This is a genomic window from Pseudomonas tumuqii (genome assembly GCF_013184545.1).
Lineage (GTDB): Bacteria > Pseudomonadota > Gammaproteobacteria > Pseudomonadales > Pseudomonadaceae > Aquipseudomonas > Aquipseudomonas tumuqii.
The window spans coordinates 111,059-127,431 of the sequence record NZ_JAAOJA010000003.1 but is presented as its reverse complement, the minus strand read 5'-3'; the positions used below and the strand labels follow the sequence as shown (position 1 = coordinate 127,431).

Genomic DNA, 16,373 nt, shown 5'->3' with positions numbered 1-16,373 from the left:
GCGCTGGTCCGGGGCCATGCCTGCCGGCAGGTTCACGCGGTATTTTCTGCAATTGCAACAGTCGGCGGGGCCAGCAATCGACCAACGGCGCGCTTGCGCCAGACCGCCATCAACCCGCGTTTCGCGGCAAAGCGCGGGATTATATATGGTTAAGCCGTCACTTGCAGCCGCCACCCCCAGGAGCCTGTCGGACCAGGGACTGTCCTGCCGCGAAAAAGCCCGACAGGCTCCTGACGCTTTTGTCCGGCCACCTATACTCAGCTCCACCTTTACGGAGATCGCTCATGACCCCCTCCAGCCCTGCCGACCTGCCCAATGATGTGCTGGATGATTTTCGCCAGGAAACCGCAGAGCAGTTTCAGCGCAGCGAACAACTGCTCATCGAGCTGGAGCACTGTCCCGACGATAGAGAAAAGCTGCACGACCTGTTTCGCCAGGTTCATACCATCAAGGGCAACCTGGGCTATATCGGCCTGAACGCGCTAATGCCCCTACCGCAGGCCATGGAAGACGTTCTGGCCTGCCTGCGCGAGGCACGCTTGAACTTTGACAGCCTGCTTGGCGACATTCTGCTGGTAACCCTGGACCACCTCAAAGAGCTGATAGCGCAAGGCCTGGGCGGTTCCCCTGTCCGCCTCGACCACCTGCAGTTCGACACGCTCAGTCAAGCCTTGCGCACACTGGCGACGGCTCCTGCTGCCCGACAGACGGAGGTCCGCCGCGCGCTCCTGCAGCAGCTCGACCCCAACAACCAGCTGCCCGCCCCCACAACTTCAGGCGCCCCACAGGCTGCCGGACTGCTCGAGCAGCACGGCATTGCGCTGGACGAAGACCTGCTGTTCTTCATCGAACTGATGCAAGCCAGCGAGCGGCGCTCGCGCTATTGGCAGGGCCGAGGCTTGCGCCAACTGGACCTGGCCCTGGCCATCAACCAGCACGGCAATACACCGGAATACCCGGCGCAACTGGCAGCTGCCGTCTGCCTGCATGACCTGGGCATGGCCTTTCTGCCCCTGGACACGCTGCACAAGGAAGCCCGCCTCACCCACGAAGAACGCCAGCAGATGCAATCGCACCCGCGCCTGGCTTATGACCTACTGAAACGCCTGCCTGACTGGGAGGCAGCGGCCAACATCGTCCTGCAACACCAGGAGCATGTCGACGGCAGCGGTTATCCAGGAGCCCTGCAGGAGCCCGATATCCGCCCCGGCGCCCTGATTCTCAATATTGTCGACACCTTCGATGCACGCACCCATGAACGCGCCCACCAAACCCTGAGCAAGCGCCCATTACTGCGTGCCATCCTGGAAATCAACGGCCTCATAGGTCGCCAGTTCAGCCCGTATTGGGTCGACGTCTTCAACCGCACCCTCCAGCAACACCCGACCCTCGCGCACCGCTAGCAGGCCGTTGGGAACGCAGGCGAGGCAGCCGAGGCGAGGCAAAAACAGGCGCAACGCAGCGTCGCGGAGTAACAGCCGAAGGCTGGCCGGCAAGACGAGCGAAGCGAGTCAAAAGCGCAGTTTACGTGGTGTAAATGAGCATTTTGACGGGGGCGCCTAGCCTGGGCTCGCACCCGAGCCTGTTTTTAACGACGAATCGGCAACGCAGCAGGTAGTTTTTCAATAACCTGCTAACCCCTTGCGCCAGACAGCCACGCCGGCCTAGGCTCGCCCGCAGACCCACCGACCACTCATCGACAGTCATACACCGTCGAGCACAGGCTCGACTCAGGGAGTCATATGCAATCGCTTGCAGGCAAGGTAGCCGTAATAACCGGCGCGGGTTCTGGCATTGGCCGCGCGCTCGCCGAATTGCTGGCCAAGGAAGGCTGCCACCTGGCGCTGGCCGACATTAATGCCGCCAACCTGGAAAGCATCACCAGCGCCCTGCGCCAACAGGACCGCCAGGTCAGCAGCCACATCCTCGATGTAGCCGATCGCGCGGCCGTCTTCGCCTTTGCCGACACCGTACTGACCCACCACGGCAGCGCTCACCTGGTCATCAATAACGCCGGCGTGGCCGTATCACAAACCATTGCGAACCTCAGCTATGAGGACTTCGAATGGATAATGGGCATCAATTTCTGGGGCGTCGTGCATGGCACCAAAGCCTTCCTGCCCCACCTGCTGGAACACAACGCAGGTCACATCATCAATGTTTCCAGCATTTTCGGCATCGTCAGCATGCCCTCGCAGGGGGCGTATAACGCCAGCAAGTTTGCCGTCCGCGGTTTTACCGAAGCCTTGCGCCAGGAACTGCACAACAGCAACGTACAGGTCAGCTGCGTTCACCCTGGTGGGATCAAGACCGACATCGCCCGCTCGGCGCGCTTTTACCAGGGCATCAACGGCAAATGCGACGCCAGCCGGGCAGCCGCGGACTTCGACAAACTGGCCCGCACCACCCCGGAACAGGCTGCCAGGGTTATCGTCGATGGACTCAAAGCCAAACGCCCACGCATCCTGATCGGCAACGACGCCCGCCTCCTCGACTGGATTCAACGCCTGCTGCCGAGCGCCTACCCCAGGCTGCTGGCCAGACTGATGCGCAGGAACTGAACCCCATAGCATCAAACAATGACGCTTATTGACATAAGCCAAGATCAAGCATGCAGCCCCTATGCTAGGCTCCGCGCATTGCGGAGCCAGACAAGCTCCGGGCCATCTGAAAGGAGAAATGCCATGGAAATCAATATCGGAATCGCTGAGCAGGATCGCGCCGCCATCGCCGAGGGCTTGTCCCGACTGCTCGCCGACACTTATACCCTGTATCTGAAAACCCACAATTTCCACTGGAACGTCACCGGCCCGATGTTCAACACCCTGCACCTGATGTTCGAAGGGCAATACACCGAGCTGTCACTGGCCGTCGACCAGATCGCCGAACGCATCCGCGCCCTGGGCTTCCCGGCACCCGGCACCTACGCCGCCTATGCACGCCTGTCCTCGATCAAAGAAGAAGAAGGCGTGCCAAGCGCGGCCGACATGATCAAACAACTGGTTCAGGGCCAGGAGGCCGTGATCCGCACCGCTCGCGGGATCTTCCCCTTGCTCGACAAGGTCAGCGACGAACCTACCGCAGACGTGCTGACCCAGCGCATGCAAGTGCATGAGAAAACTGCCTGGATGCTGCGCAGCCTGCTCGACGCCTGACCGGCCCCGAACCAAGAGCCCGTACTGATTGAAACGATCAGCAGGTAAAGGCCACTCCCGGTCTTTGCCTGGAACCTGCACCGAGGTCGCCCTGGGCCGAAATGTGCCTAGGCGCTAGACAGCGCTTGTTCTATGCTTCAGCCATCCGCAACTTGCCACAGTGACATGCATGAGCAAGCCAAACAAAACCCCGAGCATTCTCGAGCGCTACCCGGAAGACACTCGCGAGGCGGCGGCCCTGCTGAAGCAGGCCGTGCCCTTGATGATGCGTCATGGCATACCACCTAATCCGCTGCACTACGCGCTTTGGTATACCTACAGCCAAGGCCAGGAGCCGGAGCTCAATCGTCGCCTGGACAAGATCGTCACGGATTTCGACAGCTTCCCCGCAGAGGCAGCCGTCAAATTGTTCCGCGACTACGTCATTCGTCACGAACTCGAAGAAGCCCGCGCGGGCCAACAACAAGTCATCGAACTGGTCGACGGCATCGAAGACGATGTTTCGCTCAGCGTGGCCGGTAGCCACCACTATCAAGCCAGCCTGGAGCAGGGGCTCGCCGCCCTGAAAGAGCCGATCATCGATGACCTGCCCAACGTATTGAACGACCTGCAACAAAGCACCCAACTGATGCAGGATCAGCAAGAGAAATTCCTCTACCGCATACGCGCCGCGCAGAACGAGATCCAACACTTGCGCGGCCAGCTGGAGCGCGCCCACGTCGCGGCAACCCTCGACAGCCTGACCCAGGTATTCAACCGACACGCCTTCACCCGCCTGCTGGAACAGGCACTGACTGGCGAACACCAGGGTGTGGCCCTGGTGATGCTGGATATCGACCACTTCAAACAGTTCAACGATCAATATGGTCATCCGCTGGGCGATCGGGTTCTCCAGCATGTCGGCCAACTGCTGCGCGCTGCACTGCCGCCACGCGCTACCGCCGCGCGTTACGGCGGTGAAGAGTTCTGCGTAATTCTTCGCGAGTGCTTCGATACCCAGAGCGCACACGCCTTCGCCGAAGGCCTGCGCCAGAAAATCCAGTCACTACGGATAAAAGTACGCCGCACCGACCAGGTACTGGATAGCATCAGCGCCTCCTTTGGCTTCGCCCTCGCCAAACCCGGCGACAATCCGGAAAGCCTGCTTACCCGCGCCGATGACGCGCTTTACCAGGCCAAACACAGCGGTCGCAACCAGGTCCACCCCGAGGCTTGCGAAAACGCCCTAAGCGCTTGATTTGAGTAGCTCACCTCTTTGCTGTTAAATACGCCCCGTGCCGCTGTTCCGAATCACTGGATCAGCGCATAGGCCGACTACACGCGCATCCACAACGCCCTCAACCCAAGGCAATGCCTGTGCAATCGGCTCTTCCTGGCGATCCTTTTAACAAGTGAGCTCATTGAATATGTTGAAAATTGTCCACCTGCTAACGGGCCTCACCGCCCTGCTGCTGTCATTTGTGCCAAGCCTAAGCAATCAACCCCTGCCATTTCTGCAACAGCCAGAAGCCCTGTGCCTTGCCTTGTTCGGCTTACTTAACCTGATCCTGGCACCCCAATTGCCTATCTGGCATGCCGGCCTGCGCCATCAACTGCAAAACCTGGTTTCCGCCCTGCTGATCCTGGGCACCCTGCTGCAAGCCTTGATTCTACTGGCCCCGCTACCAACGATTGCCGACCTGCCCGCCCCCCTGTTCAGCTTGCTTGCCGTGCTCGCCGCAGTACTGCTGCACCTGGCGACCAACCTGCGCTTGAAAATCCGCGACAGCGCCGTTACCCACAACATGACTGACCGAGAAACCGGCACAGTCAAATGGTTCAATACCTCCAAAGGCTTCGGCTTCATCTCCCGCGACTCGGGTGACGACATCTTTGTGCACTTTCGCGCGATTCGCGGCGAGGGCCATCGAGTATTGGTCGAGGGCCAACGCGTCGAGTTCTCCGTCATGCAACGCGACAAGGGCCTGCAAGCGGAAGACGTGATTGCCGCTTCCCCCGCCCGCCGCTAACCCCCTTAGCTAACCCCTTGAAAGCAGAAAGCCCGCAGAGTGCGGGCTTTTCTGTTTATAAGACGGCTGCCAGAGACTAATAGTGAGGCGGTGGCGCCTCATCGTCAGCCGAGTCGAGCTGCCCAGCTATTTCATCCTGACGCCTGGCCAAAGCCGCGACCTGCAACTGCAAGCGATCCAACTCACGTTGCTGCGCCACCAGTACATCGTTGAGCGCCTGGATGGTGTCATCCTGAAAAGCCAAACGGCTTTCCAGATCGGTGATTCGTTGCTCCGCCTTCATCCCTCAGTCCTCGATAAAACAGAAATTTTCGCCCAGCACCAGGCGCAACCTGTCCTTGATCGCCAGCACCTGCTCATCGCCATACGGCTGCGCAGGCAGCCTGCCCCACACCGGTGCCGGCCAGGCTGCATCGTCACGCCGCCGCACGATCACATGCATGTGCAGTTGGCTGACCATATTGCCCAGGGTGGCAATGTTCATTTTGTCGGCACCGAAGGCATCCTTGAGCGTCTCGGCCAGCATCGTGGTTTCCTGCCACAAGGCTTGCTGATCATCGGCATCGAGCTGAAACAGCTCACTCACCTCTTCGCGCCTGGGCACCAGGACAAACCAGGGGTAGTGCGCATCATTCATCAGCAGCAAACGACACAGCGAAAAATCGCCCACCGGCAGAGTGTCCTGCTGCAAACGCGGATCCAGAACAAACATAGGCCACCCTCCTGCCACACCATTGAATAGACAAAGCTTAGTGCCATAAGCGCAAACCCGACATGCCAAGCGACGGGTCAGCAGGATACGCGGGAGCCGCAGCGGATTCACCTGCCCCCCCCGAGCCCGGCAACGCACAAGCTCGCCATGCAGCAGCCCAGGACAACAGAGCACGCACCATTATTGCGCACGGTTTGTTTCTTAGCGTAATGGCGACCCCCACAAGCGTTACCCGCGCAACCCCGCGCGCTCAGCCGAATGCCGCGTACGGCCATGAGAAGCCAACGGCCCTGTCAACCTTTCACTGCTGGTACAGCTGGCATGGAGCGGCTGTAAACCCCATGAAACCTGACGGCAATACCTTTACAATGCTCGACAGGCGCAGCTCGGGTTCGGCAAAATATCGGCATCCAACGAGAACCATGCATTTTGAGCACGACTCTTGCTATAACTACTGCGCCACCCGGAATACTGGGCGGCCAAGCAGCAAAACCCGGTTATCGCCAACCGAAACTGCAGAATTCGTCAGCGCTGCAAAACACACGCGGGAATCTACAGAATTGCGACATGCTTCATCGTCTTTTGCGACATGACCGTGAACAAAGTGCAAGGAATAGATTGCAACTATCGCCAACTTTAGCTGCGTGCTATAAGTTAGCGCCGACACAAAAAGAAAGAGCTGTCCATATAACAAACAGTCGGACAGCGCAACTCTTCTAAACCAAAGGAGCAATCACGATGCAAGTGATGAAGTGGAGCGTAATCGCCCTCGCAGTAGCAGCGGGCAGTACCCAAATGGCCATGGCCTCGAGCCAGTCCGAATCCAAGGGCTTTGTTGAAGACAGCACTTTCAATATCTTCAACCGTGTTCTCTACATGAACCGTGATTTCCGTAATGGCGGCACCAATGGCGCCAGCACTTCCGCCAACCCTGCCGGCTATCGCGAAGAAACCGGCCTGGGCATTCGCCTGCTGGGCGAGTCCGGCTTCACCCAAGGCGTCGTCGGTTTTGGCGTCGACGCCCACTCCCTCTCCAGCATCAAGCTGGACAGCGGCCGTGGTCGTTTTGGTACCGGCCAGTTCGACCAGGACAGCGATGGCCGCGGCGAAGACACCCAGACCGAAGTGGGCGGCGCGATCAAGATGCGTCTCTCCGACACCGTGCTGAAGTACGGCAACCAGATGACTGCCAGCCCGGTCTTCAGCACCGACGACAGCCGCATCCTGCCGGAAGTCGCCACCGGCACCCTGCTGACCAGCAATGAAATCGAAGGCCTGGAGCTGTCCGCCGGCCGTTTCACTGCCATGAGCAGCCAGTCCAGCACCGATCGCGACACCTTTGCCTTGACGTCCGCCAACATCGTCGGCGCCAGCTACAGCTTCACCGACAACTTCAGCGCCGCCATCCACGCGTCCGACGTCGAAGACCACTTCAAGAAGACCTACGTCAACCTGAACTTCAACCTGCCGCTGGGTGAAGATCAGGCGCTGAACTTCGACCTCAACGGCTATAAAACCGAAGACGATGGCCAGAAGCTCTCGGGCGACGTTGACAACAAGATCTGGAGCCTGGCAGCAGCCTACTCCCTGGGCGCTCATACCTTCACCCTGGCCCACCAGCGCTCCTCCGGTGATACCGCCTATGCCTATGGCGTTGATGGCGGCGGCACCATCTGGCTGGCCAACTCGGTGCAGTTCTCCGACTTCGACCGCCAGGACGAGGAATCCTGGCAGGCTCGCTACGACCTGAACATGGCCACCTACGGCGTACCGGGCCTGAGCTTCATGACCCGCTATGTCTACGGTGACAACATTGAAACAGGCGTGGTTGGTGCCGGCGAAGGCAAAGAGCACGAATTTGACTTCGAAACCAAGTACGTGATCCAGGAAGGCGCGGCGAAGGATCTGTCCTTCCGCATTCGTAGCGCCATCTGGCGCGCTAACAGCGCCATGAATGAGCACTACAGCGCTGACGTGAACGACTTCCGCCTGATCGTCGAATACCCGCTGAGCGTGTTGTAATTCAGCTGTAATTCGTTAGCGATATGAAAAGCCCGGCTTGTGCCGGGCTTTTTCTTGTCTGCCACTTACATGCTGATCATTATTTAACCAACACTCATCAAAGTGGCAATGCATAAGTTCCGGTCACATGCGCCACCAACTCTTCTTCATTGCCCAGCGAATAAAGCGACACTTCGCACACCGCCTGGCGCCGACTCAAACGTAATATCCGCGCCGCGGCCAACAAGTCCACCGGCTTGGGCTTGACCAGAAAGTTGATATTCAGGTTCGACGTGACCGCCATTTCCACGCGCCCCAGCCGCCCCAGCACTACTGCATACATGGCCGCATCCGCCAGTGCCATAATGGTCGGCCCCGACAGCGTGCCGCCGGGACGCACCAACTTGGCATGAAAGGGCACCCGCGCCAGCACACCCTGCGCATCCAGCCGGTCGATGCACAGCTCGATATCCTCGGCCATGGGCAAACCCGCCCGAATCAACGCCTGAACCTGTTCCGCCGTCAATACCGTCACGCTCACCTCCTCCCGAACCGCCTGCCTGCATCCTGTACGCAACAGTACAGGCACCGTACAATGCCGACCTATCAAAAGCCCTTGCAACCGACAGAACGGCCAATTATGCGCACCAGTCAGTTCCTGCTCTCGACACTCAAAGAAACCCCTTCCGATGCCGTAGTGATCAGCCACCAGCTGATGCTGCGTGCCGGAATGATCCGCAAGCTCGCTTCGGGCCTGTATACCTGGCTGCCGATGGGCCTGCGCGTAATGCGCAAGGTGGAGGCCATCGTCCGCGAGGAAATGAATGCCGCAGGCGCCCTCGAGGTGCTGATGCCGGCGATCCAACCCGCCGAGTTGTGGCAGGAGTCGGGGCGCTGGGAGCAATATGGCCCCGAGTTGCTGCGCCTGAAGGATCGCCACGGTCGCGAGTTCTGCGTCGGCCCGACCCACGAAGAAGTGATCACCGACCTGGCGCGCAATGAATTGAGCAGCTACAAGCAACTGCCGCTCAACCTGTACCAGATCCAGACCAAGTTCCGCGACGAGATCCGCCCGCGTTTCGGCCTGATGCGTGGCCGTGAGTTCATCATGAAGGACGCCTACTCCTTCCATGTCGATCAGGCGTCGCTGCAAGCGACCTATGACCGCATGCACCAGGCCTACTGCAAGATATTCACCCGCCTGGGCCTGAATTTCCGCCCGGTACAGGCCGATACCGGCTCGATCGGCGGCACCGGCTCCCATGAGTTCCATGTGCTGGCCGAATCCGGCGAAGACGATATCGCCTTCAGCGACAGCTCCGACTACGCCGCCAATATCGAGAAGGCCGAAGCCATTCCGCGCGAAACCGTGCGCGGCGAAGCGAGCGAAACGCTGCGCCTGGTCGAAACCCTGAACACCAAGACCATCAACGATCTGGTCAGCCAGTTCGACGTGACCATCGAGAAAACCATCAAGACCCTGGTGGTGCATGGTGCCGAAGCCGGCACGCTGATCGCCCTGATCATTCGCGGCGACCACGACCTCAACGAAATCAAGGCGGCCAACCTGGAACAAGTGGCCAGCCCGCTGGTCTTTGCCTCGGAAGCGGAACTGCGCGACGCCATCGGCGCCGGTGCCGGCTCCCTCGGCCCGCTGAATCTGCCACTGCCGTGCATCGTCGATCGCTCGGTCGCCCTGATGAGCGATTTCGTGATTGGCGCCAACATCGACGACAAGCACTACTTTGGCGTGAACTGGGAGCGCGACCTGCCCCTGCCGATGGTCGCCGACCTGCGCAACGTCATCGCTGGCGACCCGAGCCCGGATGGCCAGGGCACGCTGGAGATCAAGCGCGGCATCGAAGTCGGGCACATCTTCCAGCTGGGCAGCAAATACAGCGAAGCGCTGAACTGCACCGTGATGGGTGAGAATGGCAAGCCGGCGACCCTGACCATGGGTTGCTACGGCATCGGCGTATCGCGCGTGGTGGCCGCGGCCATCGAGCAGAACAACGACGAGCGCGGGATTCTCTGGAACGACACACTGGCACCGTTCCAGATCGCCCTGGTGCCGCTGCGTTATGAAACCGACGCCGTACGTGAAACCACCGACCGACTCTATGCCGACCTGACGGCTGCCGGCTTTGAAGTACTGCTCGATGACCGTGACAAAAAGACCAGTCCCGGCATCAAATTCGCAGACATGGAATTGATCGGCATCCCCCATCGCATCGTAATCAGCGATCGCGGCCTGGCCGATGGCAATCTGGAGTACAAGAGCCGTCAGGAAACTGAGGCTCAGGTGGTTGCCGTCGCCGACATCATGTCCTTCATCCACGCACGTATCCGCCGCTGATTTCAGCCTTTGATAAGAGCCGTCATGTTCAAACGAAGCACCCTAGGCCTCGTCGGCGCCGCACTCTGCGGCGCCCTCTTTTTGAGTGGCTGCGCCAACCAGTTGCCGCAACGCAGCGAACATGAGGAGCGTGTCGAGCGCAAACTGCTGGATCACAGCCTGCAAATAGACGTGGGCGAGCCGCGCGTACTGGAACTGCCGCAGCGGCGGGTGCGGGTGCATGAACAGAAGACCTTCGAGGTGACCGCCTTCGAGGTCAGCCGTCGTTACGACCGCTACACGCCCTACCAGCCCTGGCGCGAACTCTACGAAGTGCCGTTGGGCGCGGTTGCCGTGGTCGCCGGCATCGGCGCCAACGTGCTCAACGTGGTGTTGCTCGGCAGCCTGCCGGACAGCGCCACCAAAGACTGGATCAGCTATGGCTTTGCCGGGCTCAATCCGTTCATCAACGTCGAGTCCAACGGCCGCTCGCAGCAGAACCTCGCCAGCCTCGACGAGCAACGCCAGGACGCCCGTACGGAATACTCCAGCCTGCCCTGGGCCGAGCGCCCGGTACTGGTCGAAGCTGACGGACAAACCCATGAGCTGCTGACCGACCGCAATGGCGTGCTGCGCCTCAACCTGCTCGACAGCCCCTTTGCCGAGCAGGATGTCAGCCGTATCGGCACCTTGCAGTTGAGCGTCGCAGACCCGCAAGGCTCGACCCGGGCGGATGCCGCCTTGCTGGTCAGTCGCACCCTGCGCGGCAAGCTGCAGGAAGCGCACAAGCTGATCTACGACGATCTGGAAGACGATGATGTCGAACAGTGGGTACATCGGGTCAAGCGCTTGTCCGAGCTGGGTCTGGAGGAAGAAGCCAGCGAGCTGGAACAGAGCCTGATCGAACTAACCCGCAACGACCCCGAACTGCAGGAAAGCTTCCTGCTGGCACTGATGCAGGATGCCGGGCGTCTGGTTGCCGACCCCGGCAACGACTGAGCCGGAGCCTGGCCTTGCGCCTGTGCCTGACCCTGCTGCTGACCCTGCTGTGCCTGCCCAGCCATGCCAACCTGCGCCAGGCACCCGAGCCGGAACTGCGTGCGCTGCTGCAGCGCACGGTGGCCGAAGCCGACAGTTTTCAGGATCGCTTCGATGCGGAAGTCTGGCTGCTGGACATGTCGACCCGCATGACGCGCTATATCCCCGTCGCGGAAGAACGCCTGACCCTGCTCAGGCTGGTGCACCGCGAAGCCAGCAAGGCCGGCTTGCGCCCCGACCTGGTCCTGGCCCTGATCCACACGGAAAGCCATTTCGACCGCTTCGCCATTTCCTCGGCTGGCGCCCAGGGCATGATGCAGGTCATGCCGTTCTGGAAAGCCGAACTCGGCCGCCCGCAGGACAACCTCACCGATAACGCCACCAATCTGCGCTACGGCTGCACCATCCTCAGCTTCTATCTGCGCAAAGAGAACGGCAATCTGAGCCGCGCCCTGGCGCGCTACAACGGCAGCCTCGGCAAGCAGACCTACCCCGCCAAGGTCATCGGTTTCTGGCACGACTTCTGGTACGTCAAGCCGTGATTCGCCGATTGCTCGACGAAACCGCCTGGATGTAATCCGGGGAAGGTTCGCGCGCACATCTCCCGGATTGCATTCGAGCTACCACTTGTCCGCGAGGCGGTGGCGCGAGCGCAACAAACTTCGCGGACAAGTCCGCGTCTAAACCATCAGCGCCGCACGATGAATCCGGCGATCCCTTGCAACGCCTGTTCCTCCAGCTCGACCGCGGTGACCTTGGCCTTTGGCGGCCCCTGCTCCAGCCAGCTGGCCAGCTCGCGCACCGCGGCCTCCTCACCTTCGCACAACACCTCGACGCGACCGTCACCGAGGTTGCGTACCCAGCCATCCACATCCAGGCGTTCGGCTTGTTCGGCAGTGGCTTGGCGGAAAAACACCCCCTGCACCCGACCACTGACATAACCATGTAAACAGATTCGCTGCATGCCACTACCCTCCAGTGCGCAAGGCCTGCACCCGCGCCGCCAAGCCGAGCGCCGTCTGTTCGCCGAGCAAACGTTCGCGCATCCGCCCCTTGTCATCGACGATATAGGTGACCGGCAACACGGCACTGGCCGGCAGCCCATAGCGCGCGGCCGGGTCTTGCTCGAGCACGGTGAATTCAATTCCCATCGCCTGGGACGCCTTGGTCAAATCCGCGCCCTGCAGACCGTCGAAGTTCACCCCCACGACGCTCACCGATTGCGCCTCGAGCTGCACGGCGAGGGCATTCAGTTGGGGAATTTCGCTACGACAGGGCGCACACCACTCGGCCCAGTAATTAATCACCAACCACTGGCCTTCCAGACGCTCAGCCGGTACCTTTCGTCCATGCTGATCGACGCCGACATCTTCAGCGCAACCAGCCAGAATCAAGCCGGCGCAGATTCCCGTTACCGCACGAATCACGACCTGGAATCGCCTTCCCATGCATTCGCTCCTCGTCCACATTGGGTTGATATGACGCTAGATGCCTTGCGCCTTGAAGTGCCGGACATCCTCGAAGAAGACGCGGCGCCTTTGGCCGACCTCAACGAGCGGTTAGCCCAAGCGCGTTCGCTGCAGCACGAAGATGCGCTGCAACAGGTGCTCGGCCTGTTGTTCAGGCTCAACCGCAGTGCCATGACCTTACTCGAAAGGCAACGCGCGCTGCAAAACTGCAGCGATGAATATCGACACTATGCCGCGGCCTACCTTGACGGCAAGCCCCCGTCGCCACTGTTCGTGCGCCTGTGCAACGAGCTGGCTATCGGTTTCAAACGCCTGCTGCTGCAGATCCTCAAAGGCCGGCAACCTTCGCGCCCGCATTTGGCCTGGTGCCTGTATATGGCCCTGCACTTCCTCGCCCAGAGCCTGTTGCGCCACTACCAGCTGTATCAGGAACCGCCACCCAGCCTGTGGCGCGACAGCCATCTGCTGTACTGGATCGGCGAACATCAGGAGTGCCTGGATGAGCCGGTCGCAGCAGCCTTCCTGCCAGCGCCGGCGAGCACCCTGCGCGGCATTTACCAGCAGATGCTGCTGCTCGCCTTGAGCAACCCCTTTCACCTTGCCGAGGGCGAATGCCCCCAGTTGTTTGGCGCCCTCGCGCCCCTGGCAGGCCTGGCTCGCCTGCTGCCTTGGGATGACGAGGGCGACAGCGAGGCCCCGATCGTCGACCTGACAGAGTCGCAGCCTTGTCTCGGCTATCAGCAACAACCCGACGGCAGCCGCGACTGCCTGCGGCGTTTCGAGCTGGGCGCCTTGCTGGTCGCCCTGCATGATCCAGCCCCACTGCAGAGCACCCACGAGCGCCAACTGCTCGAACGTGTCCAACACCACTGGATGGGCCAGCAGCAACGTCGTTACCCTCGCGAAGAGCTCGATCTGGCCTGCAACCTGCTGGTGGGCTTGCCCGCTATCCACGCCCAACTGCTGGAGACGCGGCCTTCCCCCTCGGCCGCCCAGATGCTCGATGCCAGTGCAGGTGGCGCGCGCCTGCTGTGTCACCCCGATCAAACGGCGCACATAGCAGTGGGGCAACTGGTGCTCTTGCTGACCAGCAGCCCGGCACCGCTTCTGGCGCTGGTGCGCTGGCGTCATCTCAATATCGAGGGGTTGCACCTGGGTCTGCACTACCTGAAAGGCCTGGTGAAACCGGTCTGGCTGCGCCGCACCCCCAGCGCACAAACTCACCAAGGCGTTTTGCAGAGCACACCGGCACCCGGCAATGGCTGGCATCACGGACTGTGGCTGCCCAATGGGCAATTCGGCGAAGGGGAAAACCTCTGGCTGCAGCAGGCCAACGTGCATAACCAGGTGATCATGCCGCTACCCCCGGCCGACCTCAGCACCGTCTCGGTCACGCGCCACCCGTTGCAACTGGCCTGAACACCAGAAACTGCGAGACGAATCACAGCCGACGACGGTCGAGTGCACAGTTTGCTCGGCACAGCCCTGCTTATAATTTGTTGCCCATCGTATCGATACGCTCCGCTATAAGCCCGGGAACAGCACAATGACCAACGCCCACGACAAGTTGATCGGCCCTGCGCCATCGCGCATCGTCGATGCTGCCCATCTGCTGGTCACGCCCTACGAGGGGCGTGTAGCCGAATACAACATCGCCACCTGGCTACAACTGCCGGGGCTGGCCAATCTGCCGGTATCTTTGCTGGTCAGCTATCGTGATGGCGACAAGCGCCGCGAAGTCAGCGTGGATCACGGCAAAGTCAGCCTGCACAACAAGATCCTGCTGTCCGGGGTCGCCAGACTCCCGGTCAAACACAAGATCGAAGATATGCAGATACGCCTGCGCTCTGCGGTGCCAGCGGCAACGCTGGTGGTCGAAGAGTTGTTCATACAAGCGGTCGAAGCGACCCGCCAACACAGCCGCCAAGTTTCGGCCTGAGCCTGCAGCGCGTCGACCAACCCCGCGAGAACCGCGGGGTTTTACTGTGCTCAGGCACCGACTCGCACTGCGCAGCCGCCGTGCTCGGCTAGCGGTTCTGTTACGGGTTCTGCGGATTCTGCGGGATGAGGCACCAGCGACTCGGGCCAGCGTGCAAAATGCAGCCCGGTAATCCGGTTCAGCCGCTCCAGCGCTTCTTGCGGATCGCGTTGATGCACGTGGATCACCTTGCCATGAGTGGCTTCGCTAAAATGTTCAATTGTCATGAAACGCCTTCAATCCCCATCAATGCCGACAACCTGATTGCAATCTGCCATAACGATTGCCAGAAGCGTGCCAGCCTGCTTTGGCCCCACCGATGGCCTGCCCGTGCCAATAGCTATGAGAGCTTGTGAAAAAACTCTCGCCTATTGCGGCCGCCTCCACGCCGTAAACTGACGCTTTTTGTCACTCGGTCACCGGATTCAGCCAGTCCGCCAGGCTGCCATCGAACAGCACTGCCTGCTCCTCGTACAGCCGCTCCAGCGCCTGGCGCAGCGCTGGATACCAGGGCTCATCGAGCTGTTCCGGCAACTGGTTGAGCTGTGGCAACGGCCAGGGACTGCGACTCAGCAACTGCTGCAGGCTGTAGTGATCGAGATCACGGCTCAGCACCCAGGCTCCCGCACTGGTCGGCGCCACCAACAGCTGCTGCTCGAGAAACTCGAGCACCTCCTCCCACTCATGCTCCGGCAACAGCCAGCCCTGGCGCTGCACATCGCGATGGCGCACTTTCAGACCCGACTGCTGGCGCGCATAAAACACCCGCAAGACCCCCATCACCACCAACAACTTCGGCATGGCGCGCTTGCGCCACTGATGCGACGAGCTCAGGTTGCAGACCAATTCGGCGCCAAACAACACGATCAACCAGGACAGGTAGATCCACAGGAGGAACAACGGCACCGTGGCAAAGGCACCGTAAATCAACTGATAGCCCGGGAAACGCTGCACATAAAGCCCGAACAGCGCTTTAGCCACCTCGAACAGCACAGCGGTGAACAACCCGCCCAACAGCGCATGCTGCAAGGGCACACGCGCATTGGGCACCGAGGCATAGAGCAGGGTAAAGGCCGCCACGCTGAACAGCAGCGGCGCGAAACCCAACAGGGTTTTTGCGCCCATCAGCGCATCGGGCCCGGAGAGCAGCGACAGCGAAGCGATATAGGTACTGACCGCGAAGCCGGTGCCGAGCAGGATCGGCCCCAGGCTCAGAATGGCCCAGTACAGCAGAAAGCTCGAGACGCCCCGGCGCGGCTGACGCACTCGCCAGATGGTATTGAAGGCTTTTTCGATGGTTACCAGCATCAGGAAGGCGGTAACCGCCAGCACCACCACGCCGATCCAGGTCAACTGGCGGGCCTGGACCGTGAAATTGCGCAGGTATTCCTGGACCATTTCGCCGGTCGATGGCACGAAGTTACGAAAAATAAACGCCTGGATTTGCTCTCCCGTGCCCTGAAATGCCGGCACGGCAGAGAGCATGGCGAAGGTCACGGTCATCATCGGCACCACCGCGAACAGCGTGGTGTAGGTCAGCGCAGCGGCATTGTTGGCGCCGCGATCGGCGAGAAAGCGCTGCAGCAGAAAGCGCCAGAATTCCAACCAATCATTCACGCGCTGACGCATGCCCTCTCCTTAGCGATTAGCCAACTGGCCCCATTGCAGACCACAAA

Annotated in this window: 18 protein-coding genes and 1 pseudogene; 12 read left to right on the top strand and 7 right to left on the bottom strand. The window is 60.7% G+C overall.

What is annotated here, in order from left to right; translation table 11 throughout:
* The first annotated feature begins 284 nt into the window (after nucleotides 1–284).
* The 6 genes and pseudogenes from G9C89_RS07060 (at nucleotide 285) to G9C89_RS07040 (ending at nucleotide 5,164) form a co-directional block, all read left to right on the top strand.
* Entirely contained in the window at nucleotides 285–1,403 is a 1,119-nt protein-coding gene (locus tag G9C89_RS07060; protein WP_172146742.1) for an HD domain-containing phosphohydrolase, read from the top strand.
* Nucleotides 1,404–1,742: 339 nt separating this feature from the next.
* Nucleotides 1,743–2,561 carry an SDR family NAD(P)-dependent oxidoreductase gene (locus tag G9C89_RS07055; RefSeq protein WP_172146731.1) on the top strand — a complete coding sequence of 273 codons (819 nt, stop codon included), beginning with the start codon at nucleotides 1,743–1,745 and terminating at the stop codon, nucleotides 2,559–2,561.
* A 123-nt stretch (nucleotides 2,562–2,684) separates the two neighbouring features.
* Complete coding sequence (locus G9C89_RS07050; RefSeq protein WP_172146729.1) at nucleotides 2,685–3,155, top strand: Dps family protein; 471 nt, start codon at nucleotides 2,685–2,687, stop codon at nucleotides 3,153–3,155.
* Between the two features lie 169 nt (nucleotides 3,156–3,324).
* Nucleotides 3,325–4,392: a GGDEF domain-containing protein gene (locus tag G9C89_RS07045; RefSeq protein ID WP_172146721.1), complete on the top strand. Its 1,068-nt coding sequence runs from the start codon at nucleotides 3,325–3,327 to the stop codon at nucleotides 4,390–4,392.
* 169 nt (nucleotides 4,393–4,561) lie between these two features.
* Nucleotides 4,562–4,882 (top strand): annotated as a pseudogene (locus G9C89_RS25390) (cold shock domain-containing protein membrane protein); the annotation flags it as partial.
* A gap of 57 nt (nucleotides 4,883–4,939) precedes the next feature.
* On the top strand, nucleotides 4,940–5,164 hold the full coding sequence (locus tag G9C89_RS07040) for a cold-shock protein (protein ID WP_172147515.1): 225 nt from the start codon (nucleotides 4,940–4,942) through the stop codon (nucleotides 5,162–5,164).
* Between the two features lie 76 nt (nucleotides 5,165–5,240).
* Here the strand turns inward: G9C89_RS07040 and G9C89_RS07035 are convergent, their stop codons facing one another.
* Together G9C89_RS07035 and G9C89_RS07030 are read right to left on the bottom strand one after the other, a co-directional pair.
* On the bottom strand, nucleotides 5,241–5,447 hold the full coding sequence (locus tag G9C89_RS07035; protein WP_172146720.1) for a SlyX family protein: 207 nt from the start codon (nucleotides 5,445–5,447) through the stop codon (nucleotides 5,241–5,243).
* 3 nt (nucleotides 5,448–5,450) lie between these two features.
* Nucleotides 5,451–5,876, bottom strand: coding sequence for an HIT family protein (locus G9C89_RS07030; protein WP_172146719.1), 426 nt, complete (start codon nucleotides 5,874–5,876; stop codon nucleotides 5,451–5,453).
* A 738-nt stretch (nucleotides 5,877–6,614) separates the two neighbouring features.
* On the opposite strand from G9C89_RS07030, the gene G9C89_RS07025 reads away from it, so the two are divergent.
* On the top strand, nucleotides 6,615–7,898 hold the full coding sequence (locus G9C89_RS07025; protein WP_172146717.1) for an OprD family porin: 1,284 nt from the start codon (nucleotides 6,615–6,617) through the stop codon (nucleotides 7,896–7,898).
* Between the two features lie 97 nt (nucleotides 7,899–7,995).
* Here G9C89_RS07025 and G9C89_RS07020 read toward each other — a convergent pair whose 3' ends face one another.
* The gene (locus G9C89_RS07020; RefSeq protein ID WP_172147514.1) at nucleotides 7,996–8,403 is read right to left on the bottom strand and encodes a PaaI family thioesterase; all 408 of its coding nucleotides are present in this window, start codon (nucleotides 8,401–8,403) and stop codon (nucleotides 7,996–7,998) included.
* Between the two features lie 114 nt (nucleotides 8,404–8,517).
* On the opposite strand from G9C89_RS07020, the gene G9C89_RS07015 reads away from it, so the two are divergent.
* From G9C89_RS07015 to G9C89_RS07005, 3 genes are read left to right on the top strand one after another with little or no spacing between them, the layout of a single operon-like run.
* Entirely contained in the window at nucleotides 8,518–10,233 is a 1,716-nt protein-coding gene (locus tag G9C89_RS07015; RefSeq protein WP_172146715.1) for a proline--tRNA ligase, read from the top strand.
* A 24-nt stretch (nucleotides 10,234–10,257) separates the two neighbouring features.
* Nucleotides 10,258–11,211 carry a hypothetical protein gene (locus G9C89_RS07010; RefSeq protein ID WP_172146713.1) on the top strand — a complete coding sequence of 318 codons (954 nt, stop codon included), beginning with the start codon at nucleotides 10,258–10,260 and terminating at the stop codon, nucleotides 11,209–11,211.
* 8 nt (nucleotides 11,212–11,219) lie between these two features.
* Nucleotides 11,220–11,792: a transglycosylase SLT domain-containing protein gene (locus G9C89_RS07005; protein ID WP_172147513.1), complete on the top strand. Its 573-nt coding sequence runs from the start codon at nucleotides 11,220–11,222 to the stop codon at nucleotides 11,790–11,792.
* Nucleotides 11,793–11,938: 146 nt separating this feature from the next.
* On the opposite strand, the gene G9C89_RS07000 is transcribed toward G9C89_RS07005, so the two are convergent.
* Together G9C89_RS07000 and G9C89_RS06995 are read right to left on the bottom strand one after the other, a co-directional pair.
* Nucleotides 11,939–12,214: an acylphosphatase gene (locus tag G9C89_RS07000; RefSeq protein ID WP_172146711.1), complete on the bottom strand. Its 276-nt coding sequence runs from the start codon at nucleotides 12,212–12,214 to the stop codon at nucleotides 11,939–11,941.
* Between the two features lie 4 nt (nucleotides 12,215–12,218).
* Entirely contained in the window at nucleotides 12,219–12,698 is a 480-nt protein-coding gene (locus G9C89_RS06995) for a TlpA disulfide reductase family protein (protein ID WP_172146709.1), read from the bottom strand.
* A gap of 30 nt (nucleotides 12,699–12,728) precedes the next feature.
* Between G9C89_RS06995 and G9C89_RS06990 the strand changes: the two genes are divergently transcribed.
* Together G9C89_RS06990 and G9C89_RS06985 are read left to right on the top strand one after the other, a co-directional pair.
* A complete protein-coding gene (locus G9C89_RS06990; protein WP_172146707.1) occupies nucleotides 12,729–14,138 on the top strand; it encodes a PilZ domain-containing protein in 1,410 nt (469 codons plus the stop codon).
* Nucleotides 14,139–14,265: 127 nt separating this feature from the next.
* Nucleotides 14,266–14,658 carry a hypothetical protein gene (locus tag G9C89_RS06985; protein ID WP_172146704.1) on the top strand — a complete coding sequence of 131 codons (393 nt, stop codon included), beginning with the start codon at nucleotides 14,266–14,268 and terminating at the stop codon, nucleotides 14,656–14,658.
* A 50-nt stretch (nucleotides 14,659–14,708) separates the two neighbouring features.
* Here the strand turns inward: G9C89_RS06985 and G9C89_RS06980 are convergent, their stop codons facing one another.
* Both G9C89_RS06980 and G9C89_RS06975 read right to left on the bottom strand, forming a co-directional pair.
* Entirely contained in the window at nucleotides 14,709–14,924 is a 216-nt protein-coding gene (locus G9C89_RS06980) for a hypothetical protein (protein ID WP_172146701.1), read from the bottom strand.
* A 181-nt stretch (nucleotides 14,925–15,105) separates the two neighbouring features.
* Complete coding sequence (locus tag G9C89_RS06975; protein WP_172146698.1) at nucleotides 15,106–16,326, bottom strand: virulence factor BrkB family protein; 1,221 nt, start codon at nucleotides 16,324–16,326, stop codon at nucleotides 15,106–15,108.
* Between the last annotated feature and the right edge of the window lie 47 nt (nucleotides 16,327–16,373).